This is a genomic window from Ferruginibacter albus (genome assembly GCF_020042285.1).
GTDB classification, from domain to species: Bacteria; Bacteroidota; Bacteroidia; order Chitinophagales; family Chitinophagaceae; genus Ferruginibacter; species Ferruginibacter albus.
The window spans coordinates 856,481-880,612 of the sequence record NZ_CP083388.1 but is presented as its reverse complement, the minus strand read 5'-3'; the positions used below and the strand labels follow the sequence as shown (position 1 = coordinate 880,612).

Here is a 24,132-nt window from a genome sequence, read left to right as displayed (position 1 = left end):
GGTGATCTATAAATTCAGGATTGCAAATGTAAAGATTATTCATCTACAGTATCACTCTTCTTCCACCCTATCAGCAACACACCAATTACCACCAGGGCAGTACCAATGATCTGCCCGATAAAAACCTTTTCTCCCAGAATAAGATCGGCTTGCAAAATGGTAGATATCGGACCAATGCTGGTAACAATAGCTACATTGTTAGCGCCTATCCTTTTTATACCTAACGAATAAAAGAAAGAAGGGATCACTGTTGCAACAATTGCCAGTGCAATACTATACCATAACAGCGTTTGTGAAATAGCGTGTACCTTATTGCCTGTAATAAAATAATGAGCGATCACGCCAACTGCTGCAGCGATCATTGCGTAAGAAGTAAACCGGGTAGCACCCATTTGCGGTATCAGTCTGCCACTGCCTGCTATATAAACAGAAAAAGTTACCGCACATATAAAGATCAAAAAGCTTCCCCAGTAAAAATGTTCTCCTACAACAGTATTTTTCAGCTCGCCAACATACGCTATTAATATGCCGGCATACGTAAGCATCAATGCCAGCTTCTGATTGCGTGATATCGATTGTTTAAAAAGCCGGGCATTTAACAACACTGCAAATGTCGGGTATAAAAAAAGGATCAATCGCTCCATGCCTGCAGATACATATTGCAAGCCGATAAAATCAAACAAGCTGCTTAAATAATATCCAGCCAATCCTAATGCTATAACATACACCAACTGTTTGGTTGTTATTTTTTTTGCAGATGATCGGGGCTTTACAAATACGGCCGTCAAAATATAAAAGGGCAATGCAAACAACATTCGCAATGCCAGTAAGGTAACAGCATCGGCACCTGTATGCGCAAATGCCAGCTTTACCAATATTGCTTTTGTAGAGAACAACAAGGCTCCTATAAATGCAATGATAAAGCCGCCTGCAAATCCTTTATTTCGTTGCTCAGTTTTCATTAAAAATAAAATTGCCGGTAAGATAATAAGACGGCAAGCATTATACAATTCCCGTCTTACCGACTTACCGGCAAATAAACTTATTAATACTTTATACCGCTACATTAAAATCTCTCAGTGCATCATTCAAACTTGTTTTCAGATCTGTTGATGGCTTACGCTGACCAATGATCAACGCACAACCCACTCCGTATTCACCTGCCGCAAATTTTTTAGTGTAACTACCAGGGATCACTACACTACGTGCAGGCACTCTTCCTTTATATTCGATCGGTTCGCTTCCACTAACATCAATGATCTTGGTTGATTGTGTCAATACTACATTTGCACCCAACACTGCTTCTTTCTCCACCCGCACGCCTTCTACCACAATACAACGACTGCCCACAAAACATCCGTCTTCTACAATTACAGGACTGGCTTGTAAAGGCTCCAGCACACCGCCAATACCAACACCGCCGCTTAAATGCACACCTTTGCCAATTTGCGCACAGCTGCCAACAGTTGCCCATGTATCTACCATCGTACCTTCATCTACATAAGCGCCAATGTTTACATAACTTGGCATCAATACCACATTTTTAGCTAAATAAGCGCCATAACGTGCTACTGCATGTGGCACAGCTCTTACCCCCAGCGATGCATAGCCGCTTTTCAATTTCATTTTATCATAAAATTCAAATGGAGGCAATTCAAACGTTTGCATCTGCTGAATACCAAAGTACATTAATATCGCTTGCTTCACCCATTCGTTCACCTGCCATCCCTCTGTTACAGGTTCTGCAGTACGCAGCCTGCCTTTATCAACTTCTTCAATTACCGCACGTACAGCATCTGCATATTTTACATCTTTAAGTAATTCCCGATTACTCCATGCTTCCAATATCAAATCTTTTAATTCCATTTTTAAAAATTTTTTGCAAATGTAATGAATAAAAAAAGGCAATTTTGTAACAATCATTTGTTCTTTAATCAACATCGTGTAGCCTGTACTGAGGAACAGAGTATCACTCCTTTGTACGGCACATCTTTATTGACGGAACATTCAATTTGCCCTTTCAATATTTCATGCAGCAAACAAAAATCTTAATACGACTTCCTAACTGGCTGGGTGACCTGGTAATGAGTACCGCTTTTGTACAAGCTGTAAAAGAAATATACCCCGATGCTATCATAGACATAATTGTAAAAAAAGGGATCGACGTACTAACAGAACAATTTCCTTCATACCGAAAGAAATATATTTTTTCGAAACAACACTATAAAGGCTTAAGAGGCGCATGGAAATTCGGAAAAGAAATTGCGGCACAGGAGCAATATGATCTTTTCTTTTGCCTGCCCGATTCATTGTCATCGGCAGTAATGGCAAAAGCCGTTAATGCCAAACAAAGGATAGGTTATAAAAAGGAATTGCGTTCTTTATTCTTAACCCATTCCTACCAAAAGAAAAAAGGTATTCATCGTGTTGAAGAATATATTGACCTGTTGCAACAATTCACAAATAAGGCTATCGGTAATATCACTGTTACATTAAATAAGCATGCTTCCGACAAACGAAATGCTATCATCGTTAATATAAATTCAGAAGCATCTTCCCGTCGGCTGCCAAAAGAAAAAGCAGTAAGTATCATTGATACCATAAGAAAGAATATTCAGGAAGAAATTATTTTGATCGGCAGCGATAAAGAAAAACCGTTTGTTGATGAAGTATATGCTGCACTAACAGACAAGAACAATATTGCTAACTTATCAGCTCAGACCGATCTTCAACAGTTAGCTGCTTTAATGGGGAGTTGCAAATTGGTTCTTACAACGGATAGCGGTCCTGCACACGTAGCCAATGCCGTGGGCTCCAACACGCTTGTTTTATTTGGTGCAGGCAATGAAAATAATACAGCTCCTTATAATAAAGTAAATTGCCAAATCATTCGTTTGGGGCAATTATCCTGTGAACCTTGTTTAAAAAACAAATGTGAGCTGTACGGAGTTCCAAAATGTTTATTATTGCTGGACGAAAATAAAATTGTAACCGAAGTAAAAAAGTTTCTCAATCAATAATGGAGTTTTCTATTGACATAGAAAGATGTTTGGAAGTGCTGCAAAACGGAGGCACTATTTTATATCCCACAGATACTATTTGGGGAATCGGTTGCGATGCTACCAATGAAGCGGCTGTAGAAAAGATCTATCGTATAAAAAAACGTCCTGATAAAAAGAAGATGATCATCCTGCTGGCAGATGAAAAAGATCTGCTGACGTATGTTACACAACCTGACCTGAGAATTTTTGATTACATCAAAGAGATACAAAAACCAACTACTGTAATTTATGAAGGCGGTATCGGCATTGCAGATAACCTGATCAACAGTGATGGAACTGTTGCAATAAGAATTGTAAAAGAACCATTTTGCAAAGCATTGATCAAGCGTTTCAGAAAACCTATCGTCTCTACTTCAGCTAACTTTTCAGATTATCCCTCTCCGTTAGTTTTCAGGGATATTGATATGGCCATAAAAGAGAATGTAGATTATGTGGTAGAATACCGCCAGGATGATCTAACCAAGGCTGCACCTTCTGCCATTATAAAATGGAATGTTGACGGTTCCTATGTTGTGATACGTCCTTAAAATAACAAATTCCAGGTCAGTGCTTAAAAGAATGCATAGCCGATTCCTATTTGAAATCCTTGTTTTCTCCATGCACTGCCATCACCTGTATTATTGTTGATGTTGTTTATTCCCAATACATATCGTCCGTAAAATCTAAAGCTGGAAATACTAAACTGCAATCCGCCTAAAGCGCTTATATCTCCTTGCGAAAAAGCATTGGAAGCATTTTGTGAAAGATTCTCATCATGATCAATTAAAATCCCAAACTGCGGACCTAACTGTACTGCAACGAATTTGCTTAATTTATATTCAAACAAAACAGGTATAGTAAGATAACTCAAGTGTAAATGAGTAATATCATTGAATTGAGGAACAGTTCCTCCAATATTAGCAGCGGGCTTTGCTGTAATCTGGCTGAATAATATCTCAGGATCAATACCCCAGTCCTTGTTAAATCCTATTTCGGCAAATACCCCTGCATGATAACCAAAGTTGAATCCATCATTAAATGATTGTCCGTCTATCTTACTGATATTCGCTCCAAACTTTCCTCCTACATGTACACTTTGTGCACCGGCGGTTATAGATGATAAAGTGATCAATACAGACGCTATAAAAATTTTTGTTTTCATAATACTAGTGTTAGTTAAAAATAAAATGCACTCTTATACTACTTCAACTCATGTACCAGTTTATTACAAGATCATATTTTTTTTGTTACCAATGCTTATTAATTTAAAGTTTAACCAATGATTTTCATACGATTAACAGTCGTGGCTAAACGAAAATATAGTTAACAGAAAGCAGTTTACAAAAGATTAATTCGGGTTATATAGGCTTTATTGACTACCTTCGCGGCTCTTTTACATTAAGAGAGTTACATGAAAGTGCCCGATAGGGCTGTTGAATCAGGGTTCTTATTATCCCATTTGATTTCAGGTTTAAGCAGTTAAACAACAGGCAAGCGGCATATATCATGTATTTAAACTAAAAAAAATTACATGAATGCATTTGAAGCCTTAGGCTTAAACGAACAATTAGTACAAGCAATCTCCGATCTTGGTTTTGAAAATCCCACTCCTATACAGGAACAGGCTATACCTATTTTATTATCAGGTACAATGGATTTTGTAGGGTTGGCGCAAACAGGTACCGGTAAAACCGCTGCTTTCGGCCTGCCATTATTACAATTAATGAATGTTGCTGAAAAACATCCCCAGGCGTTGATTGTATGCCCCACAAGAGAGTTATGTTTACAAATAACGAACGACCTTGCTTCCTTTACCAAACATAAAAAAGGACTTTTTACCGAAGCCGTATACGGAGGCGCCTCCATTACCATGCAGATCAGAAATTTGCGTAAAGGTGTACAGGTGGTAGTAGCTACCCCCGGAAGATTGATCGATCTTATAGAAAGAAAAGCGATCGATCTGCAAAAAGTTAAATACGTTGTATTGGACGAAGCCGATGAAATGCTGAATATGGGCTTTAGAGATGATATTGATTTTGTATTGAAGAATACGATCAATCGTGAAAGCATTTGGTTGTTCAGCGCTACCATGCCGCCGGAAGTGAGAGCGATCTCTAAAAACTTCATGGAGAATCCAAAAGAAGTTACGGTTGGTAAAAAGAACAGCGGTAATGTGAATATCGATCATCAATATTTTGTTACGTCTGCACATCACCGTTATGAAACATTAAAACGTTTGATCGATTTTAATCCCGGTATGTACGGAATAATATTTACCCGTACCAAAGCCGATGCACAGGAAATTGCAGAAAAATTAGTACGTGAAGGATATGAAATTGAAGCGTTGCATGGAGATCTTACCCAACAACAACGGGATAAGGTGATGTCTCGTTTCCGTCAAAAAAGTTTACAACTACTAATTGCTACCGATGTAGCGGCAAGAGGTATTGACGTAGATGGGATAACACATGTCATCAATTACGAATTACCCGATGATATAGAAGTTTATACGCACCGTAGCGGTCGTACTGCCCGTGCAGGTAAAAGCGGTATCTGTATTTCCATCTGCCATGTTAAAGAGACCTTTAAGATAAAGCAGTTGGAGCGAATGATAAATTCAATTTTTCATAAGCTGGATATTCCAACAGGTAAAGAAGTTTGCCGCAGGCAGTTTTTCCATTTCATGGATAAATTAATGCAAGCCGATACTTCGCATGGCGATTATGAAACTTACCTGGGCGATCTGCAGGAAAAGTTTGCTAGTGTCAGCAAAGAAGAAGTATTACAACGTGTAGCCGCTTTAGAATTTGATCATTTTCTAAAATATTATGAAAATGCAGAAGATCTGAATGTACGTAGTGATTTCAGAGATAAGCGTCAAAATAATTTCAGAGAAGCGGGTCCGAGCAATGGCAGAAGAGATAGAGGCAATTATGGTCAACGTGGCGATTCCGGCTATACCCGCTTATTTATTAATGTAGGCACTAAAGATGGTTTTTACAAAGCAAGCTTTTTACAATTTATTTTAGATGAAAGTAATTTGAAAAAAGAAGTGTTGGGCAGAATTGATATGAAGGAAATGAATAGCTGGGTAGAAGTAGATAAATCTGTTGCCAGTAAGATGATCAAAAGTCTTGATGGAAAAAGATATAATGGTCGAGCGGTAAGAATGAATGAAGCGGATGGCGGTTTTAGAAAACCATCTGATGAACGTGGCAACCGAAGCAGACCATCTGCATCAAGAGAAAGAAGATTTTAATTTTTATTCTCATATAATAATAAACATAGGCTTAACTGTCTATGTTTTTTTATTTTTATTTTCTTCATTGCAACATAACATTCCATTTTAAAAGATTTTTTTTACTACATTTTTTATAACGTCCAGGCATACCCTATTTTTCTCATTATCAATCATATAATTAAACTTTTTTGGGAATATTGGTTGTCAAATTTTACAAATTTTCAAAAAAAAGGTTGCGATTTATCAAAAAATATCTATCTTTGCTGTACTTACAATCAACTACTACCTGAACCCGGAACATTAGTTCCAACTCTGAAACATCTCCAATAACTTTTGATTTTCTCTCTTTTTTTGTAATCTCATCTTATATCTTTTGAGCAACTAAGGCTCCAATAAAACCTCGTGATTAGCCGGTTATCATTGCTTTTTACTTAATCATTTTAAACCTCTTTAATCATGAAAAGTTTTACCCACTTAGTTTGCTCTAAGCAAATTAAAATTTTAACCGCACTCACTTTGCTGTTGTCTGTTTCATCTATAGCGCAGCGCAATTACACCATTGCTTATTCCGACAATATAAAAGGCTCCGCAGCCATGTTCGGTAATACCTTAATGGCAATTTACAAAAGTGATAATACTACCGTTGATACTGCCAAAATGAACGCAACCCGTTCCAATGGCGGAAGTAATTCAGGTAACGACAACTCTAATATGCTGGTAATTGATGTTGATGGAAACAGCGGCGCAGGTTCAGCTACTACCAATTCATCTTCTGCAGATCTATCTTTACCTGCAGGTACCAATAATATAAAATTTGCCCGTTTGTACTGGGGCGGTCGTGTTACTCAAAACACAGCCGATATAACAGATACAGCGAATCAAAAAATAAAAATAAAATATGCTACCAATGCCGGTTACTACCAATACAAAGCAGATCATATGGATTATGTTGCCGGTTCAGGAAGCAACCCTTTGTATACCTACCAGGCTTACGTAGATATCACTGCTTTAGTACAAACTAACGGTAGCGGTACCTATACAGTAGGTAATATTCCTCTTAGCCAGGGAGATAATGTATCAGGTGGTGCATACGGTGGCTGGTGTGTTGTAGTGGCTTATGAAAATACAACTGCATATACCTACTACAACAGTGTTCGTGTATACGATGGTTTTATGCAGGTATTCAACGGTGGTTCTCCTACTTCTACATCTGTAACATTATCAGGATTAAACGTTCCCTCCGGCTCTCTTAGCTTAACAGATGCTAAAATGGGTGTATTATCGTGGGAAGGTGATGCTAATTTAACAGGTGATTCTTTACGTGTTAACCAACATTATATTTCAAATACATTCAATCCTTCTAACAATATTTTTAATGGCAGCATAACTGATAACGGAGCTTTTGTACACACAAAAAATCCTGATTATTTTAATCAAATGGCGTTGGATATTGACCAGTTTTATGTAGGCACAGGTTTTGACATCCATCCAAACGACCAAAGTGTAACATTGGCTTTCAGAACAGAATCTGATCAATATTATCCCGGTATGTTCACTTTTGTAATTAAAACAAAAGATCCTAACCCATACTTAGATAAAACAGTATCTGATTCAAACAACAATCACATTGCTCAGGCGGGTGAAGCACTTACGTATACTTTAAAAGGTAAAAACACCGGTGTAGGTAACGCAAATCTTACTGTGATCACAGACACTTTGCCTAGCACAGTTACTTATATTCCCGGTACACTACAAATGAATTTTTCTCCGGGGCTTTCAGCAGGTGCGTTAACAGATGCATCGGGTGATGACCAGGCTGAATATATTGTGAGCGGATCTTACAAAATTGTTCGTTTTAGAGTAGGGAGCGGCGCTACCAAATCTGTTGGTGGTACTTTAGCCGATAACGATTCTTTCAATGTTCAATTCAAAGTAAGAGTAAATATTCCTTCAGGCGGAGCTTCTGTTCCTCCCATTGTGAACGTAGCAAGAGTAGTAGCTTATTCTGATGCCAACGTACAATCGATAGATGATGGTACTGCGATCATTGATCCACAAGGAGGTCCGTTACCGGTTAGCTTAACCAACTTTATGGTTTCATTGTCAGGAGACAAAACAATCATTGATTGGACAACATCTTTGGAAAATAATTGTAAACAATATTTTGTACAAAGAAGTGAAGATGGTAAAACATTTGGAACCGTTGCTACCATTGCAGGAAACGGAACAACTGCTATACAACATACTTATACTGCAACCGATGATGTTGCTGATGCAAAAGATGCTGTAGTGTATTATCGCCTGGCACAGGTTGATGCTGATGGAAAAGTAAACTACTCAAGAATTATAGCAGTTAAATTGAATAATGTATCAAGTGGTTTTGCAGTTTCTCCAAATCCATTTACAAGCTATGTTAACATCAGTCTTTCTACTACAAAGAGTGAGATAGCAACAGCAAAAGTATTGGATGTTACAGGCAGAGTGCTTAGCTCAAGAAACATTCAATTATCAAAAGGAACAAATTATATTTCAATAGACGAATTATCATCATTGCCTCGTGGAAATTATGCAATACAATTAATTTCATCGCAAGGAAGTATGATCAAGAAGGTAACAAAGCAATAACCAAGAACAAAAGAGAGGTCTTAAAACAAAAGTCTCCACCTTTGGGTGGAGGCTTTTTGTTTTTTCAAAAGGGATGTATTTTATATTGGCGCTATCGTATCAACAACACTTTTTCAGCCCCTGATCTATTTTCATTGGTAACATATTTAATAAAATAAGTACCGGCCGGAAACTGTGAAAGATCAAAACTGTAACTGCCTTTTGCTGTTTGTGCATCTCTATGTAATAATATCTTGCCTGTAAAATCGGCAACAGCTATTTCTTTTAATTCTTTATTAGTTTCCAATGAAACATTGCCCTTTGTTGGATTGGGAAATACTTTTATTTTTTCTGGATTGGGAAAAGTTGAAACAGGTTCAGGCAAGCCGGTTTTTGTTTCGCAACTGTTTACATAACACATTTGTTCAATGATCCGTTGCAAAAGATCGTTAAGTAGCTCAACTGTAAACTCATCCGTAGTCGGCTTTATATGACTATCGCCGATACCACTATCATCTGTCAAAAATAAATAAGTGCCATCCGTAGCCAATGCTATTGAACGCATAATAAATTCAGTTTCTTTATCTGTACCACTACAGGCTACCGGCACAATACGAATACCTTTTGCTGCCGCCTCACTAATAAGTTTCACCATTTCAAGCTTTGCATTGTCATGTGGTGGTGCGTCCATTAATAAAAAGATAATTCTTGTTCTTGCATCGAAGCTCCATTGAAGAGCTTCAACAGCCTCCTGCAATCCATCTTTTAAAGCTTCCGGGTAATCTCCTCCGCCTGCTGCAAATTGATGACTTATAAAATCAACTGTAGTAGCAATACCTTGCGTAAATGCTTGTTTTTTTGTAACATAATCGTCTCCCTTATCTCTGTAAAACACAGCGCCTGTATGCAGATCAAGCGATTTGTCTTTGCTGGATACTTTTGACAATATATCTTCCAATTCTTCTTTTAAATATGATATTTCATCTTGCATACTTCCTGTGGCATCTACTAAAAAAGCGATCTCTACTTTATTGGATACAGTACATGGGTGATCGATAACAATATGATTAATTCCCTGGGGAAAAGGTATGGCAGCAAAAGTTTGCTTTTCTTTATCAACAGCAATAAATAGATTCGTCTTTTTTATAGATGCAGAAAAGCCATTCCATAATTCTGCTTTTCCTGTATTATCCGAAACAGCTCTCCATAAAGTATCTCCGCTTTCTGAAATAAGATAGATTTTTTGTCCGACTACTGCTTTCAATTCTTTGTTTTGCAATTGAACACTATAACGACCTGTTGCAAACAATTGCCACTTTTCACTATGCATCTTAAAATCAGATTCATTATAATCTTCCCACATCTTCCATTTTTTGAAATCGTTTACTTCGCCCGCTGTCAGCAAACGGGTTTGTTTTTCTGAATTGTTTTCTGTTTTAACATCATCTTCTTTAGAAAAAGACTTATCTTCTGAAATAGTTTTATCAGAAATTGATGCTGCTCCTCTTATTTTTGTTTCCGATGTAGCGCTTGTTACAGATACGCCGCTTAATCTACCTTCTAACTTGGATGATACAGATGTAACAGACCTTTTCATCTCTTTACGCTTAGTAGTATAGCCCGTCAGTATTACTTCTTCTGCAACAGTTACTTCTTCCTTTAATGTGATTGTTATCGTTGCAACAGAATCTTTAATATCGTCTTTGGTAATGCTTTTTTTCGCAGATTCAAAACCTATTGCTGTTACTACTAATTTCGGGTTCTCATACTCCGAGATCAATTCAAATTCTCCCTCCTTGTTTGTACTTATTGCTATTTTGGTTTTTTCAAGAGTTACGGTAGCAGCATTGATAGGCTTTCCTTTTTCGTCTATTACTTTTCCGTTTATAATTATTTTTTGAGATGGAGACATACCTACTAAAAAGAAGAATATTACTGTTGCAAAAATTGCATATACAAAAAATGAAAAATTATTTTTTGTGTAGGTGGCAGAATAAAACATAAGCGTAGTATTTAAATGAAAAATATTCTTACCAGATGCAGCAAATTTTGTTTTTGCATAAAATGAAACTATTTTAGACTGATCTTTTTCTACTACAATGAACTTTTCTTTAGGTAAGACACTAGAAATACTACAGCAAACGCCTCAAACACTTACCCATTTATTGGGTAATCTGTCCAATGATTGGACAACTAATAATGAAGGCGGTGAAACCTGGAGTTCTTATGATGTAATCGGGCACCTGATACATGCAGATAAAACCAATTGGTTACCCAAAATTGAGATCATCTTATCAAATTCAACTGAAAGAAAATTTGAATCCTTTGATCGTTTTGCTCAATTTGAAAATAGTAAAGGCAAAACTCTTCAACAACTCTTATCGGAGTTCAATGAGGTGAGAAAGCGCAGTATTATACAGCTTAAGCAATTTACCATAACTGAGGATGATTTAACTAAAACCGGCATCCATCCCGTGTTTGGAGAAGAGTTACATTATCGCAGTTATTATCTACATGGACGGTGCATGACCTGGATCATATTGTACAAATTGTTCGTGTTATGGGAAAACAATACAAAGAAGCAGTAGGTCCTTGGGTTGAGTATCTTAAAATATTAAACCAATAATCAGTTAGCTAACATTTTGATATCTGCAATCTCAAGAACAGATGTTGCATAACCTCTTTCAACAACATTTATCATTGCCTTACCTACTTGCTGTAACGTAAGAGATTGTTTGGGAAATAATTTTGGGAAAAACAGTCCAAAGAATTTAAAAATAGATTTTACATTTTTTTGTCCTGGAAATGGTTTCATAAAGCCCGGGCGAAAATTGTATTCACCTTTAAACGATAACTTCATCAGATCATTTTCTGTTTTTCCTTTTACTCTTGCCCACATTGATCTTCCTTTTTCAGTAGTATCTGTATGTGCTCCCGAAACAAACGTAAACACCATACCGGGATTTAATGTTGACACTATTTTTGCAAAATGCAAAGTGGTATCGTACGTTATATAAGAATAGTCTTTCTCTTTCATGCCGATCGAACTTATACCTGCACAATAAAAACAGGCTTCATAACTTTTTAGTTCGTTACCAAAATCTTCCAACTTTAAAAAATCGGGAACGATCAATTCCTTTAGTTTAGGATGTTGCAGATCATAATGCCTGCGATTTACAATAAGCACTTCTGTAACTTTTGTATTCTGCAAACATTCGAGTAAAACTCCTTCGCCTACCATACCCGTAGCGCCGGTCATAATTACTTTCATTGTAGAAATATTTATCAGTCCAACTCTATTACGGTTATCTCCGGCAATATCCCTACCCTTCCGGGGTAACCAATAAAGCCGTAACCACGGTTCACATATAATTTTTGTTTTGCTTCTTCGTACAAACCTGCCCACTCTTTATAAACATATTGAACAGGACTCCAGCGAAAGCCGGGTAATTCAACACCAAACTGCATTCCGTGCGTATGTCCGCTTAAGGTTAGATCAATATCCGAATATTCCGGGCGTACCTGGGCATCCCAATGACTGGGATCGTGGCTCATTAAAATTTTAAACGGATATTTTTCTGCACCGGGATAAGCCAGATCCATCCTGCCATGTTTTGGAAAATTTGCTTTGGCACTCCAGTTTTCAATTCCGATCAAAGCAATTTTTTCGCCACCTTTTTCCAAGGCAACATGTTCATTCATTAATAATCTCCAACCCAGTTCTGCATGTACTTTCTTTAAATTATTCAGATTTTGTTCTTGAGTAATGCCATTATCCGGCCATTTTATATAATCTCCGTAATCATGATTACCTAATGTGCTGTAAACACCCATCGACGCTTTTAATTTATTGAATACATCCATGTAATCCTTCATCTCTGTAGCACGATCATTCACCAGGTCACCGGTAAATAAAATGAGGTCTGCATTTTCTTTCAGTATCATTTGCACACCATGTTCAACTGCTTGTTTATTAGTAAAGCTTCCGCTATGTATATCGCTGATATGAATAATTTTTAATCCTTTAAAAGCAGCCGGCAAATTCTCAAAAGAAAGCTTTACTCTTTTAATAGTATAGTTATATTTATTACCAAATCCATAGATCAGGCTGGAAAACAAACTCCCTCCTGCAACTAAACCTATCCAACTTAGGAATACAGAACGACTGATCCCTTCTTCGCTAACAATCTCCCCTTCTGTATTTCCATAAAATAATTTTCCGGCGCCCCATTGAATTAGCCTGCGTATATCATCAATCAAAAAGAAAATAACAGCAATTAATTTTGCAAAAAACAAACCAAGTATAGTAGCAAACAAATAAGTTCTGAATTTACGGGGCAAAAAATCAGGCGATGTAAAAACAAATAATAAAAACCCCGAGATGGTCAACGCGGTCAATACCCAATAAGCCAGATATACGATACTTCTTGTTTTGGGAGATGCAGAAAAACAAACTGCCTTTACACCCTGGAATACATAAGTATCTATGAGCAACATTAATACAGTAAAAATAAGAGCACCGAGAGGAGAACGCATGAGAAAAATTCTTTTTTAATTAATTTATATCGTGAGATGTGAAAGATAAAAAGCGGGATTTTTATCCCTCGCACGCTTTATCTTTCACGTTTACATCTTCTTACTCCATTCAATATATTCATCTATTTGTTGATGAATAGCATGAATAGTTTCTTCATCCGTCAAGTTTCCTTCGCCATCGCATATTTTATATATCTGTGAAATGGGTAATTTATTAGGATGAACCGTTATTTTTAAATAATTCAGCACCCCTGTTAAATGATCCATTCCACGTAAATTACCCGCTCTGCCGGATGAGATGCCCGTAAGCAACGCTCTTTTATTCCACCATATTTTGTGCGATTCCGAAGTATCGAATAATAACTTTAACACACCCGGGAAACTGCCATTATATTCCGGAGAAAGAATAATAAAATCAGTAGTAGGAATAATTATTTCCTTTTCTATTTTTTCAAATGCGGCATCTCTTTTCAAAAGATTCATTCCTTCCAAAGAAAGCAAGCCGGCATGAATCCCTTTTTGCTGAAAGATTTCCCTGTATTTTTTTGCCATCCTCAGTGTATGACTGTCCGCCCTGTTGGTTCCTGAAATAATTGTGTACATTTTTTCCAAAGTTTGCTATATAAATGCCTTAATTTAACGCATCAAGAAAGGCATTGTTCTCAATTTAAGCCGAATGGTTAAATTTGCCGCAAGTTTTTAGCTTATGGCATAAAATTTAAGCAAAGTTAGATGTATAGTTTATAAACTTTTTACATTTCACAACACTTATATATGACATTGACGTATTACGGGCATTCATGTTTTAGCGTGGAGATAAAAGGTAAAAAAATTTTATTTGACCCTTTTATTACAGGCAATGAATTGGCTAAAAATATTGATATCAACACGATTGAAGCCGATTATATTTTGTTGAGTCATGGCCATGGGGATCATTGTGCCGATGCAGAAGCTATTGCAAAAGCAAATAATGCCATTATTGTAGCTGCGTATGAAATTGCCGAATGGTATATAAAAAAAGGTGTTGAGAAATGTATACATATGAATACCGGCGGAAAATGGCATTTTGATTTTGGTTCTGTAAAATGTGTAAGCGCCGTACATTCATCTATGTTACCCGACGGGAGCTATGGCAGTAATCCCATGGGGTTTGTAGTTACCAGCGATGAAATAAATTTTTATTACAGTGGTGATACAGCATTGACATTAGACATGCAGTTGATTCCTACGTTTGCAGAAATTGATTTTGCAATATTACCTATCGGCGACTGCTTAACAATGGGCGCCGATGACGCTGTACAAGCTGCCAAAATGGTACAAACAAATGTTGTTGTAGGGGTACATTACGATACATGGGGCAACATTAAGATCGATCATCAAAAAACAATAGAAAATTTTAAAGCACACGGAATAGATATAAAGCTTTTATCAATTGGAGAATCAATTGAGTTATAAATTATGGCAAGAATAATTGGGATAGCGAATCAAAAAGGTGGTGTAGGAAAAACAACTACTGCCATTAACCTGGCGGCAAGCTTTGCAGTATTGGAATACAAAACATTATTGGTAGATGCCGACCCGCAGGCCAACAGTACTACGGGCGTTGGTTTTGACCTGCACAATATTACACAAAGCCTGTACGATTGCATGGTGAATGAAGCTGCTGCAAAAGATGTTCTTTTAAAAACAGATATTCCAAACCTGGATCTGATCCCTTCGCATATTGACCTGGTAGGCGCAGAAATTGAAATGATCAATTATCCTAATCGTGAAGGTGTTTTGAAAAAGATCTTAGATCCTATCCGAAATGATTATGATTTCATAGTGATAGACTGTTCTCCGTCATTGGGATTGATCACGGTGAATGCCTTGGTAGCGGCGGACAGTGTAGCTGTGCCTGTACAAACAGAATTTTTTGCATTAGAAGGTTTGGGGAAATTATTGAATACCATCAAGATCGTTCAAAACAGGCTAAATCCTGAGCTACAGATCGAAGGCATTTTAATGACCATGTATGACGGTCGTTTGCGTTTGTGTAACCAGGTTGTAAGTGAAGTCCGCAGGCATTTTGATGAGATCGTTTTCAGCAGCATTATCCATCGCAATACTAAATTAAGCGAAGCTCCCAGCTTTGGAAAACCCGTAATATTGTACGATTCTGATAGTAAGGGTGCTGTAAACTATTTAAATCTGGCAAAAGAGATCTTACAAAAGAATAATCTTACTAAAATTAAACAAGAAGATAGAATTATTGAATAAATACGATTTTAGATATACGATTCACGATTTTTATAAAACAGCAGACTGTTCTTGATGATCGTTACCAATAAAGTCGTACTTCGCACATCGTACATCATAAATTAACATGACACAACCCAATAAAAAAGACGCATTAGGAAAAGGAATTAGAAGCCTGTTACAAAACATTGATTCTGATCTAAAAAATACTGCCGGCAGTTTAAAAACGGACGTAGTTGAAAAAACTACACACACCAGTCGTATTCCTTTAGACCAGATAGAAGTAAATCCCAAGCAGCCACGCAGAGATTTTGACGAAGTAGCATTGAGCGAATTGGCAGCCTCTATAAAAATTCATGATATTATACAACCGCTGACTGTTTCTAAAACAGCTTCCGGAAAATATAGGCTGATAGCCGGCGAGCGTCGCTTCAGAGCATCAAAGGTTGCCGGGTTAAAAGATGTGCCTGTTTACGTTCGCCAGGCAAATGATGCCGAACTTTTAGAGTTGGCATTATTAGAAAACCTGCAACGTGAAAACTTAAATGCTATTGAAATTGCATTAAGCTATAAACGTTTGATGGACGAATTGGATTACACACAGGAACAAGTGGCTGAACGCATGGGCAAAGAACGCAGTACTGTCACCAATTATATCCGTTTATTAAAGTTGCCTCCCGATATACAGGTTGCCGTTCGCACCGGTTCTATCAGCATGGGGCATGCACGTGCTTTAATAAATGTAGATGCCATTGAAAAACAATTGTTCATCTATAACGAAATAAAAAAGAAAGGCTTATCCGTTCGTCAAACAGAAGAACTGGTACGCAATATTTATACAGGTGCCGCTGTTAAAGATTCGGTAAAAACCCAGTTACCACCTGCATTTAAAAAGATAGAAGATAACTTAGCATCTCACTATAATACCAAAGTAAATCTTTCACACAGTAAAAAAGGGAACGGCTCTATCACCTTTGAATATTATTCGCTGGAAGAATTGAACGCTTTGTTAGAAAAACTGAATATCACCGTAAGCTGATGCAAACACTACGCTTCATAGTTCTATTTGTTTTATTGTCTTCATCTTGTTTATTTTCTTTTGCGCAGGATAGTGCGCAATTAATAATGCAAAAAATGGAGCAGACGGTTGAACAGAAAAAAGACGTGCCCAAATTTGCAGAGATTAAAACAATTCCTGATACACTTAAAAAATTCAATCCACGTATCGCTACTATTCGTTCTGCAATAATTCCCGGTTGGGGACAGATATACAATAGAAAATACTGGAAACTTCCATTGGTATATGGAGCTTTAGGAACTACTGCGGGCATTTTCTTTTATAATCTCAGCACTTACAACGAGTTAAAAGATGCGTATGTTATATTAGTGAATAACGATTCGGCTAATTTCAATAAAATAGATCCAAAATTACGCAACCTATCGCCGGAGGCTATACGAAGTTATCGCAATCTCTTTCGTCAAAATATTGATTATTCTGTTTTATTCTTTCTTCTTTTTTGGGGATTAAACGTAGTAGATGCTACTGTTGATGCTCATCTCAAAGCATTTGATGTAAGCAGCGATCTAAGCTTGCAGATAAAGGCAGGTTACAGCCCGCTTGCACGTACCAACGGAATTAGTTTAGTGTTAAACTTAGATAGAAGACACATGTAATTTTTTGGTACAAGCATTTCTTTTATCATCATTACTCATTATTAAGCTTTTATTAAAGCGGCTTATTTCACGCAAAGGTGCCAATGAGGAAAGCAGCAAAGTTTTACTTAGCGTCTTATTTACTTTGCATCTTTGCGTGAAACATCTTACCTAGAAACCTCAATTTAGTTACCTTTGCCACCTATTAATTAGCAAACAGCATTATGAAAATAGCATTAATCGGGTATGGAAAAATGGGTAAAGCAATTGAAGAGATCGCTTTGCAAAAAGGGCATGAAGTAGTTTTAAAAATTGATGTGACCAATGCCGATGAATTAACTCCTAAAAATCTACAGCAAGCTGATGTTGCTATTGAGTTTACAGGTCCACATACCGCCGTTCAAAATATTTTTACCTGTTTTGAAGCAGGCATCCCTTTGGTTTGTGGCTCTACCGGCTGGCTGGAAAAATTAGACGATGTAAAGAGAAAGGCTGTTGAAAAAAATGCAGGTTTCTTATATGCCAGCAACTTCAGCATTGGTGTAAATATTTTCTTTGAAGTAAATAAAAAGTTAGCTCAACTTATGAGCAGGCAAGATTCTTACGAAATAAAAACAACAGAAATACATCATACAGAAAAAAAAGATGCTCCCAGCGGTACATCCATTACGTTAGCAGAACAAATACTGGAAAACATTCCCCGCAAAAAACATTGGGTAAATCGTGAAAGTGTTGAAAGCGACGATCTAACAATCATCAGTAAACGCATTGATCCAGCCCCCGGTACACATATCATAAAATATTTTTCTGACATTGATGAGATCGAAATAATTCATACAGCTCATAATCGCAAAGGTTTTGCTGCCGGCGCTGTTCAAGCCGCAGAATTTATGAATGGCAAAACAGGGCTTTACAGCATGAAAGATGTTTTAGGATTATAATGGCTTAGCAAGCACAGATGAAAAAAGACTCCACTACATTAGCTATTATAGATGACCACCGTATTGTAATTGATGGGCTTAATTCTCTATTGCAAGATCACCCCCGATTTAAAGTGGTAATAGAATCTACCGATCCTTTTCAGCTGTTAAAAAGCTTAGAGCAAACACAAGTAGATATTTTATTAACAGATATTATGATGCCTGCCATGAACGGTGATGAACTGGCAAAAGAAATACACAAAAAATATCCCCATATAAAGATATTGGCATTATCAATGAGCGGGCAAGGCGATATTGTAAATAAAATGATCGAAGATGCGGATATATCAGGCTACATTTTAAAAAATATCGGGAAAAAAGAATTGCTGGAAGCTTTGGAAAAAATTGCCAATGGTAGTATTTATTTTAGCCAGGAAGTATTGAATGAAATGGCTCGTGCCAGTGAATCTAAAAAAGATAAGCAAGAGATCAATCTTACAGCAAGAGAAATTGAGATTATTCGCTTAATTGAAAAAGAATATAACAATAAGCAGATCGCTGATACTTTATTTTTAAGTGAGCGAACCGTAGAAACCCACCGAAAAAACATTTTCCGCAAAACAAAAACCGGTAGCGTAATTGGCTTGATCAAATACGCATATGAGCATAAATTAATATAATGCTTATAAAAACAAAAAGGAGTTCAATATGAACTCCTTTTGTGATCTCGCTGGGACTCGAACCCAGGACCCATACATTAAAAGTGTATTGCTCTACCAACTGAGCTACGAAATCGTTCCACCGTTTTTAAATGGGAGTGCAAAAATAAGGTAAAAACATATTGAGCCAAACTTTTTATCAAAGTTTTCCTTTACACATATTATTTAAAACTTTGTTGATAAACAGCCGTTTAACTACTTTACTTTTGCAAACACTAATTATGAGCAATTTTTTTTCTAATAAAGTAGTAGTTATTACCGGGGGAAGCGAGGGAATTGGCAAAGCTTTGATCAAAGCTTTATTACCATTAGGAGCAAAAATTTCTACCTGCGGACGAAATGCCGACAAGTTGCAATCGCTTCAGCAAGAAGTCAACACAAATAACCTGCATACTTTTATCGCAGACATTAGCAACTTTGATGATTGTAAAAATTTCATCAATTCCACTTTGCAAAAATTTGGTGGCATTGACGTACTAATTAACAACGCCGGCATTTCGATGAGGGCTTTATTAAAGGATGCTGATGCAAGTGTAATCACCAAAGTAATGGATATTAACTTTAATGGCACTGTTTACTGTACCAAGTTGGCACTCCATTCAATTATAGAACGTAAAGGCACCATTGTTGGCGTTTCCTCTATTGCGGGCTACAGAGGTTTACCGGGAAGAACAGGATACTCAGCATCCAAATTTGCTGTAAACGGTTTTTTAGAATCGCTAAGAACAGAATTATTAGATACAGGAGTAAATGTAATGTGGGTTTGCCCGGGTTTTACTGCATCAAACATCCGCAATGCAGCACTCACCAAAGACGGCTCCCAACAAGGCCAAACTCCTTTGGATGAACATTCTTTAATGACTGCTGAAGAATGTGCCGCTATTACATTAAAAGCTATTGAAAAACGTAAGCGAACATTAATATATACAATTGCTGATAAACGAACTGTGTGGCTTAATAAGCTATTTCCTTCGCTAACGGACAAGCTTGTACGAAATTTCTTTTATAAAAATAACGAACTGATTAAATGATAATAAGAAAATTTAATAATTACTGATTCTTAATTATCAATTAACCCAATGCCTTTACTAACGTTCACATCAGATATTGGTCAGCAGGATTTCATTGCCGGTGCAGTTAAAGGAAAAATACTGCAATCTGCAAAAGATTTTACTATTATTGATATAGCGCATCAGCTTTCTCCTTTTAATTACCCGCAGGCGGCTTATGTTTGTCGCAATGCCATTAATAATTTCCCTCCTGGCTCTTATCATTTGATATTGGTGAACTTATTTGACCGAAAGCCTGAGCATCTTTTATTAGCTGAACATAATGGACAAATTATTGGTTGTGCCGACAATGGGCTGCTTACCATGATGCTGGAAGGAATGCCGCAAAAAGTTGTTGCACTATCATTAGAAAGAAATCAACCTAAGAATACATTGTATTGCACATCTGTATTTGCAAAAGCATTTGCCGAGCATGCCGGTGGTAAAACGTTGGAAACAATAGGTGAGCCTGTTTCGATACAGGTAAAAAATCATTTGCGTCCACTGCTTAGCAGTAACTCTATAGAAGGTCAAATAATTTTTATTGATAATTTTGAAAACGTTATTGTAAATATTACCAAAGAAGAATTTGAAGAGCAACGCAAAGGAAGAAGCTTTAAAATTGTTTTTAAACGTGATGAAGTGATTGACAGAATAAGCGACACTTATGCCGATGTGGTTGAAGGAGAAAAGCTGGCATTATTTAATTCTGCAGGCTACCTGGAAATTGCCATCAATAAAGGCAATGCTGCCGGACTTTTTGGACTACAAGGTTTTTCTGAAAAACAGCAACAAAATCAATATCAAAGCAAGCAGCTATTTTATCAAACAGTAAGAGTTCATTTTGAATAAAATCATTTTTTCATTAATGCCTCAATCTCTTCTACAGTAATAGGAATATTTTTCATCAGATCTTTATTACCATTACGCGTCAATAAATAATTATTCTCAATTCTTATCCCCATCTTTTCTTCTTCGATATAAATTCCGGGCTCAATAGTGAATACATTTCCTGCTTTTACAGGCGCTGTTCTTGAACCCAGATCATGAACATCAATTCCTAAATGATGAGATATCCCATGATACAAATATTTTTGGTATGCCCTGTTCCTGCTATCTTCATTTTTAATATCACTCTTTTTCAATAACCCGATCTTTTGAAATATAATTGTTGCCTCATCTCCTACTTTACCAGTGTAATCTATTAATGTAATGCCCGGCTTTAAAATGCTTGCAGCATATTGATGCAAATGCAAACATGCATTGTAAACCGTTTTCTGCCTGCGGGTAAACTTTCCGTTTACAGGAATGGTTCGTGTCAGATCTGCATTGTAATAACCATATTCAGCGCCAAAATCCATTAATATAAGTTCTCCATCCGTACATTCTTTACTATTATCTACATAATGTAATATCCTTGCCCTATCGCCGCTTGCAATAATAGAACTGTATGCCGGACCCGTTGCTCGTTGCGATAAAAAAGAATGTTGTATCTCCGCTTCAATCTCATATTCCATTATACCTGGCCTAATAAATTTTAAGACCCTTCTAAATGTATTCTCTGTTATATCAATAGCTTTTTGAATCACTTCTACCTCTAACGGCGTTTTAATAGCCCGCAATTCTTTTAAAATTTTTGCGCTGCGTTTATAGTGATGCAAGGGATAATGCTTTCTCATTTTTTCTGCAAACCGATAATCTCTTGTTTCAATTGAACTGGCTTTGCGATCATTTTCATTGCTGTTCAAATAAATGGTGTCTGATAAATTTATCCACGATTGTAATAATGCGTCTAAAGTATCCAACCATACAATCGTTGTAATTCCTGAAATAGCTGTTGCTTCGTGTACCCGCAACCGATGCCCATCCCATTTTTCCTTCATTTCGTTTGGACGAACCAATACCAACACTTCTCTTAACCGTTCATCGGGGTTATCGGGGAATAAAATCAACATGGTGTCTTCCTGTTCAATACCGGTAAGCCAAAACAGATCAGCATTTTGTTTAAATTTTAACAAAGCATCTCCGTTAGAAGGAAATTCATCATTACTGTTAAAAATGGCTATGGAGTTTTTATCCAGCTTTTCAATAAAACGTTTCCTGTTCTGACTAAATATTTCGGAATTAAGTGGAAGGTATTTCATATGCAATAATAATTAGTAATTAAAAATTAATAATTCTCTTGTGGTGTTGAATAAGCAATTTAAGAATTTTTATGCTGGCAGTAATGAACAACTATCCGTTTCAAAATATTCACGGTATTTAATCTTCTTGAAAAAAAATTATAAAACAAATTGATAAACAGCTCAAAAATTAATTTATTGGAACCATTTCTTAGAAAACAGTTCACAGATTGAATTTTTTTACGCTCATTTTTAGAATGGTATCAAATTGGCAGCTATAATTTTGTTTGAGCTATTAATAACGAAACGCTTGACTATGCTATTTCAAACCATTCACGCTATACCTCGCCGGGCAATTTATGAATTAGGATTAGAAATGACCGAACCTGTGCATTACCAATTATCTCCCGAAGAACTTACAGAAGAGATATTACAAAGGAATGCGGGAGTTTTAAGCGATACCGGCGCTTTGGTGATCAACACCGGGGAATTTACAGGACGCTCTCCCAAAGAAAAATTTACCGTTTTAGATGCAACTACAGAAAACACCATCAACTGGAATGAGTTCAATATTCCAATTGATCCTGTTTACTTTGAACGGTTGTACAATAAAATGATCGATTATTTAAATGAACGTGAGATATGGGTTCGTGATTGCTATGCTTGTGCCGATCCGAGTTATAGGGTAAGCATCCGCGTTATTAATGAAGAGCCTGCCAGTAATTTATTTGCGCATAATTTATTTCTACGACCCGATGAATATGAGCTGGAATTTTTTAAAGCAGACTGGCATATTATACAAGCTCCTGAATTTAAGGCTGATCCTGCTACCGACGGCACCAATCATTCTCATTTTATAATTGTGAACTTTACCCGTCGAATGATCTTAATTGGCGGTACGGCTTATACCGGTGAGATCAAAAAAGGAATTTTTTCGATCTTAAATTATTTATTACCGCATGATGAAGGTGTATTAAGTATGCATTGTGCTGCAAACATGGGACGGCATGGCGATACCGCTATTTTTTTTGGATTAAGCGGCACCGGTAAAACAACACTAAGCGCCGACCCCGAACGACAATTAATTGGGGATGATGAACATGGCTGGGATGAACATGGCATTTTTAATTTTGAAGGAGGTTGTTATGCAAAGGCGATTGATTTAAACGAAGAAAAAGAGCCCGATATATACAGGGCAGTTCGCACTGGCGCATTGGTAGAAAATGTAAGCTTTTATGAAGGCACCAATACAATAGATTTTTACAGCAGAAAAATTACCGAAAACACAAGAGTAAGTTACCCGCTGCATTTTATAAGCAATAGCAATTACCCATCGTTAGGAAATCATCCGGATGATATTTTTTTCCTTACATGCGATGCTTCCGGAGTACTTCCTCCCGTTAGTAAGCTAACCATTCCGCAGGCAATGTACCAATATATCAGTGGCTATACAGCAAAAATTGCAGGGACCGAAACAGGAATTACAGAGCCAAAAGCTACATTCAGCGCATGTTTTGGAGCCCCTTTTATACCTTTACACCCCGGTTTTTATGCAGCTATGTTGGGTAAAAAAATTCGTGAGCATAGTGCAAACGTTTGGCTGATCAATACCGGCTGGAGCGGTGGACCTTACGGAACGGGTAAACGAATTTCATTACACTATACCCGTGCTATAATAAAAGCTATACTTCTTAATAAATTAAATAACACTGCTAATTTTGAAAAGCATCCTGTATTTGAAATATTAATGCCAACGCAATGTGAAGGCGTGCCATCTGAGATTTTAAATCCGATCAATACCTGGGCAGATAAAACAGCTTATACTACTGCAGCAAAAAAATTGGCACAACAATTTATCGACAACTTTAAAAAATATGCAGATGGCGTAACTGAAGAAATTCTTAACGCCGCACCCAAAGTATCCGATATCATTTTTAATAATTGTTAGCATTAAACAAAAGCGTCCCGTTTATCCGTGAGACGCTTTCTTTTTGCTCAAAAAGGTTTT

Annotated in this window: 22 protein-coding genes and 1 tRNA gene; 14 read left to right on the top strand and 9 right to left on the bottom strand. The window is 36.9% G+C overall.

Annotated elements, in window-relative coordinates:
- Positions 1–35: 35 nt before the first annotated feature.
- Both K9M53_RS03860 and K9M53_RS03855 read right to left on the bottom strand, forming a co-directional pair.
- On the bottom strand, positions 36–962 hold the full coding sequence (locus K9M53_RS03860; RefSeq protein WP_224018175.1) for a DMT family transporter: 927 nt from the start codon (positions 960–962) through the stop codon (positions 36–38).
- Between the two features lie 91 nt (positions 963–1,053).
- Positions 1,054–1,866: a 2,3,4,5-tetrahydropyridine-2,6-dicarboxylate N-succinyltransferase gene (locus K9M53_RS03855; protein ID WP_224018173.1), complete on the bottom strand. Its 813-nt coding sequence runs from the start codon at positions 1,864–1,866 to the stop codon at positions 1,054–1,056.
- A 164-nt stretch (positions 1,867–2,030) separates the two neighbouring features.
- On the opposite strand from K9M53_RS03855, the gene K9M53_RS03850 reads away from it, so the two are divergent.
- Positions 2,031–3,020 carry a glycosyltransferase family 9 protein gene (locus K9M53_RS03850; protein WP_224018171.1) on the top strand — a complete coding sequence of 330 codons (990 nt, stop codon included), beginning with the start codon at positions 2,031–2,033 and terminating at the stop codon, positions 3,018–3,020.
- Positions 3,020–3,589: an L-threonylcarbamoyladenylate synthase gene (locus K9M53_RS03845; protein ID WP_224018169.1), complete on the top strand. Its 570-nt coding sequence runs from the start codon at positions 3,020–3,022 to the stop codon at positions 3,587–3,589. Before K9M53_RS03850 ends, K9M53_RS03845 begins: the two co-directional genes overlap by 1 nt.
- Positions 3,590–3,612: 23 nt before the next feature.
- On the opposite strand, the gene K9M53_RS03840 is transcribed toward K9M53_RS03845, so the two are convergent.
- Positions 3,613–4,203: a porin family protein gene (locus K9M53_RS03840; RefSeq protein WP_224018167.1), complete on the bottom strand. Its 591-nt coding sequence runs from the start codon at positions 4,201–4,203 to the stop codon at positions 3,613–3,615.
- Positions 4,204–4,572: 369 nt separating this feature from the next.
- On the opposite strand from K9M53_RS03840, the gene K9M53_RS03835 reads away from it, so the two are divergent.
- Both K9M53_RS03835 and K9M53_RS03830 read left to right on the top strand, forming a co-directional pair.
- Positions 4,573–6,300: a DEAD/DEAH box helicase gene (locus K9M53_RS03835; RefSeq protein WP_224018166.1), complete on the top strand. Its 1,728-nt coding sequence runs from the start codon at positions 4,573–4,575 to the stop codon at positions 6,298–6,300.
- 438 nt (positions 6,301–6,738) lie between these two features.
- Positions 6,739–8,907, top strand: coding sequence for a T9SS type A sorting domain-containing protein (locus K9M53_RS03830; RefSeq protein ID WP_224018164.1), 2,169 nt, complete (start codon positions 6,739–6,741; stop codon positions 8,905–8,907).
- A 91-nt stretch (positions 8,908–8,998) separates the two neighbouring features.
- Here K9M53_RS03830 and K9M53_RS03825 read toward each other — a convergent pair whose 3' ends face one another.
- The gene (locus K9M53_RS03825; RefSeq protein ID WP_224018162.1) at positions 8,999–10,888 is read right to left on the bottom strand and encodes a carboxypeptidase-like regulatory domain-containing protein; all 1,890 of its coding nucleotides are present in this window, start codon (positions 10,886–10,888) and stop codon (positions 8,999–9,001) included.
- A 97-nt stretch (positions 10,889–10,985) separates the two neighbouring features.
- On the opposite strand from K9M53_RS03825, the gene K9M53_RS03820 reads away from it, so the two are divergent.
- Positions 10,986–11,474: a DinB family protein gene (locus K9M53_RS03820; protein WP_224018160.1), complete on the top strand. Its 489-nt coding sequence runs from the start codon at positions 10,986–10,988 to the stop codon at positions 11,472–11,474.
- 38 nt (positions 11,475–11,512) lie between these two features.
- Here K9M53_RS03820 and K9M53_RS03815 read toward each other — a convergent pair whose 3' ends face one another.
- The 3 genes from K9M53_RS03815 to K9M53_RS03805 form a co-directional block, all read right to left on the bottom strand.
- Complete coding sequence (locus K9M53_RS03815) at positions 11,513–12,157, bottom strand: NAD-dependent epimerase/dehydratase family protein (RefSeq protein WP_224018158.1); 645 nt, start codon at positions 12,155–12,157, stop codon at positions 11,513–11,515.
- A gap of 14 nt (positions 12,158–12,171) precedes the next feature.
- Entirely contained in the window at positions 12,172–13,422 is a 1,251-nt protein-coding gene (locus K9M53_RS03810) for a metallophosphoesterase (RefSeq protein WP_224018156.1), read from the bottom strand.
- A 90-nt stretch (positions 13,423–13,512) separates the two neighbouring features.
- Positions 13,513–14,025 (bottom strand): NADPH-dependent FMN reductase, encoded by a 513-nt coding sequence (locus K9M53_RS03805; protein WP_224018154.1) that lies wholly within the window; start codon positions 14,023–14,025, stop codon positions 13,513–13,515.
- A gap of 171 nt (positions 14,026–14,196) precedes the next feature.
- On the opposite strand from K9M53_RS03805, the gene K9M53_RS03800 reads away from it, so the two are divergent.
- The 6 genes from K9M53_RS03800 (at position 14,197) to K9M53_RS03775 (ending at position 18,913) form a co-directional block, all read left to right on the top strand.
- Entirely contained in the window at positions 14,197–14,877 is a 681-nt protein-coding gene (locus K9M53_RS03800) for a metal-dependent hydrolase (RefSeq protein WP_224018152.1), read from the top strand.
- 3 nt (positions 14,878–14,880) lie between these two features.
- Positions 14,881–15,681 (top strand): ParA family protein, encoded by an 801-nt coding sequence (locus K9M53_RS03795; RefSeq protein WP_224018150.1) that lies wholly within the window; start codon positions 14,881–14,883, stop codon positions 15,679–15,681.
- Positions 15,682–15,787: 106 nt separating this feature from the next.
- Positions 15,788–16,699, top strand: a complete 912-nt coding sequence (locus K9M53_RS03790; protein WP_224018148.1) for a ParB/RepB/Spo0J family partition protein — start codon at positions 15,788–15,790, stop codon at positions 16,697–16,699.
- A complete protein-coding gene (locus tag K9M53_RS03785; RefSeq protein ID WP_224018147.1) occupies positions 16,699–17,334 on the top strand; it encodes a DUF5683 domain-containing protein in 636 nt (211 codons plus the stop codon). Before K9M53_RS03790 ends, K9M53_RS03785 begins: the two co-directional genes overlap by 1 nt.
- A gap of 203 nt (positions 17,335–17,537) precedes the next feature.
- A complete protein-coding gene (dapB, locus tag K9M53_RS03780; RefSeq protein ID WP_224018145.1) occupies positions 17,538–18,254 on the top strand; it encodes a 4-hydroxy-tetrahydrodipicolinate reductase in 717 nt (238 codons plus the stop codon).
- Between the two features lie 17 nt (positions 18,255–18,271).
- The gene (locus K9M53_RS03775) at positions 18,272–18,913 is read left to right on the top strand and encodes a response regulator (protein WP_224018143.1); all 642 of its coding nucleotides are present in this window, start codon (positions 18,272–18,274) and stop codon (positions 18,911–18,913) included.
- 42 nt (positions 18,914–18,955) lie between these two features.
- Here K9M53_RS03775 and K9M53_RS03770 read toward each other — a convergent pair.
- Positions 18,956–19,028 (bottom strand) — tRNA-Lys (locus tag K9M53_RS03770).
- 145 nt (positions 19,029–19,173) lie between these two features.
- On the opposite strand from K9M53_RS03770, the gene K9M53_RS03765 reads away from it, so the two are divergent.
- Entirely contained in the window at positions 19,174–19,983 is an 810-nt protein-coding gene (locus K9M53_RS03765; RefSeq protein ID WP_224018141.1) for an SDR family oxidoreductase, read from the top strand.
- Between the two features lie 48 nt (positions 19,984–20,031).
- Positions 20,032–20,853 carry an SAM hydrolase/SAM-dependent halogenase family protein gene (locus K9M53_RS03760; RefSeq protein WP_224018139.1) on the top strand — a complete coding sequence of 274 codons (822 nt, stop codon included), beginning with the start codon at positions 20,032–20,034 and terminating at the stop codon, positions 20,851–20,853.
- Between the two features lie 2 nt (positions 20,854–20,855).
- On the opposite strand, the gene K9M53_RS03755 is transcribed toward K9M53_RS03760, so the two are convergent.
- On the bottom strand, positions 20,856–22,145 hold the full coding sequence (locus tag K9M53_RS03755; RefSeq protein ID WP_224018137.1) for an aminopeptidase P family protein: 1,290 nt from the start codon (positions 22,143–22,145) through the stop codon (positions 20,856–20,858).
- 295 nt (positions 22,146–22,440) lie between these two features.
- Here K9M53_RS03755 and pckA point away from each other — a divergent pair, with 295 nt between their 5' ends.
- Positions 22,441–24,072, top strand: coding sequence for a phosphoenolpyruvate carboxykinase (ATP) (gene pckA / locus K9M53_RS03750; protein WP_224018135.1), 1,632 nt, complete (start codon positions 22,441–22,443; stop codon positions 24,070–24,072).
- Positions 24,073–24,132: the final 60 nt, after the last annotated feature.

Bases quoted from the DNA above. Each gene is read 5' to 3' on its own strand.
- K9M53_RS03765 (WP_224018141.1), top strand. From the start codon at position 19,174: ATGAGCAATTTTTTTTCTAATAAAGTAGTAGTTATTACCGGGGGAAGC.
- K9M53_RS03775 (WP_224018143.1), top strand. From the start codon at position 18,272: ATGAAAAAAGACTCCACTACATTAGCTATTATAGATGACCACCGTATT.
- K9M53_RS03850 (WP_224018171.1), top strand. From the start codon at position 2,031: ATGCAGCAAACAAAAATCTTAATACGACTTCCTAACTGGCTGGGTGAC.
- pckA (WP_224018135.1), top strand. From the start codon at position 22,441: ATGCTATTTCAAACCATTCACGCTATACCTCGCCGGGCAATTTATGAA.
- K9M53_RS03755 (WP_224018137.1), bottom strand. From the start codon at position 22,145: ATGAAATACCTTCCACTTAATTCCGAAATATTTAGTCAGAACAGGAAA.
- K9M53_RS03815 (WP_224018158.1), bottom strand. From the start codon at position 12,157: ATGAAAGTAATTATGACCGGCGCTACGGGTATGGTAGGCGAAGGAGTT.
- K9M53_RS03855 (WP_224018173.1), bottom strand. From the start codon at position 1,866: ATGGAATTAAAAGATTTGATATTGGAAGCATGGAGTAATCGGGAATTA.
- K9M53_RS03795 (WP_224018150.1), top strand. From the start codon at position 14,881: ATGGCAAGAATAATTGGGATAGCGAATCAAAAAGGTGGTGTAGGAAAA.
- K9M53_RS03785 (WP_224018147.1), top strand. From the start codon at position 16,699: ATGCAAACACTACGCTTCATAGTTCTATTTGTTTTATTGTCTTCATCT.
- K9M53_RS03805 (WP_224018154.1), bottom strand. From the start codon at position 14,025: ATGTACACAATTATTTCAGGAACCAACAGGGCGGACAGTCATACACTG.
- K9M53_RS03790 (WP_224018148.1), top strand. From the start codon at position 15,788: ATGACACAACCCAATAAAAAAGACGCATTAGGAAAAGGAATTAGAAGC.
- K9M53_RS03820 (WP_224018160.1), top strand. From the start codon at position 10,986: ATGAACTTTTCTTTAGGTAAGACACTAGAAATACTACAGCAAACGCCT.
- K9M53_RS03835 (WP_224018166.1), top strand. From the start codon at position 4,573: ATGAATGCATTTGAAGCCTTAGGCTTAAACGAACAATTAGTACAAGCA.
- K9M53_RS03860 (WP_224018175.1), bottom strand. From the start codon at position 962: ATGAAAACTGAGCAACGAAATAAAGGATTTGCAGGCGGCTTTATCATT.
- K9M53_RS03760 (WP_224018139.1), top strand. From the start codon at position 20,032: ATGCCTTTACTAACGTTCACATCAGATATTGGTCAGCAGGATTTCATT.
- K9M53_RS03845 (WP_224018169.1), top strand. From the start codon at position 3,020: ATGGAGTTTTCTATTGACATAGAAAGATGTTTGGAAGTGCTGCAAAAC.
- K9M53_RS03825 (WP_224018162.1), bottom strand. From the start codon at position 10,888: ATGTTTTATTCTGCCACCTACACAAAAAATAATTTTTCATTTTTTGTA.
- K9M53_RS03830 (WP_224018164.1), top strand. From the start codon at position 6,739: ATGAAAAGTTTTACCCACTTAGTTTGCTCTAAGCAAATTAAAATTTTA.
- K9M53_RS03800 (WP_224018152.1), top strand. From the start codon at position 14,197: ATGACATTGACGTATTACGGGCATTCATGTTTTAGCGTGGAGATAAAA.
- K9M53_RS03810 (WP_224018156.1), bottom strand. From the start codon at position 13,422: ATGCGTTCTCCTCTCGGTGCTCTTATTTTTACTGTATTAATGTTGCTC.
- K9M53_RS03840 (WP_224018167.1), bottom strand. From the start codon at position 4,203: ATGAAAACAAAAATTTTTATAGCGTCTGTATTGATCACTTTATCATCT.
- dapB (WP_224018145.1), top strand. From the start codon at position 17,538: ATGAAAATAGCATTAATCGGGTATGGAAAAATGGGTAAAGCAATTGAA.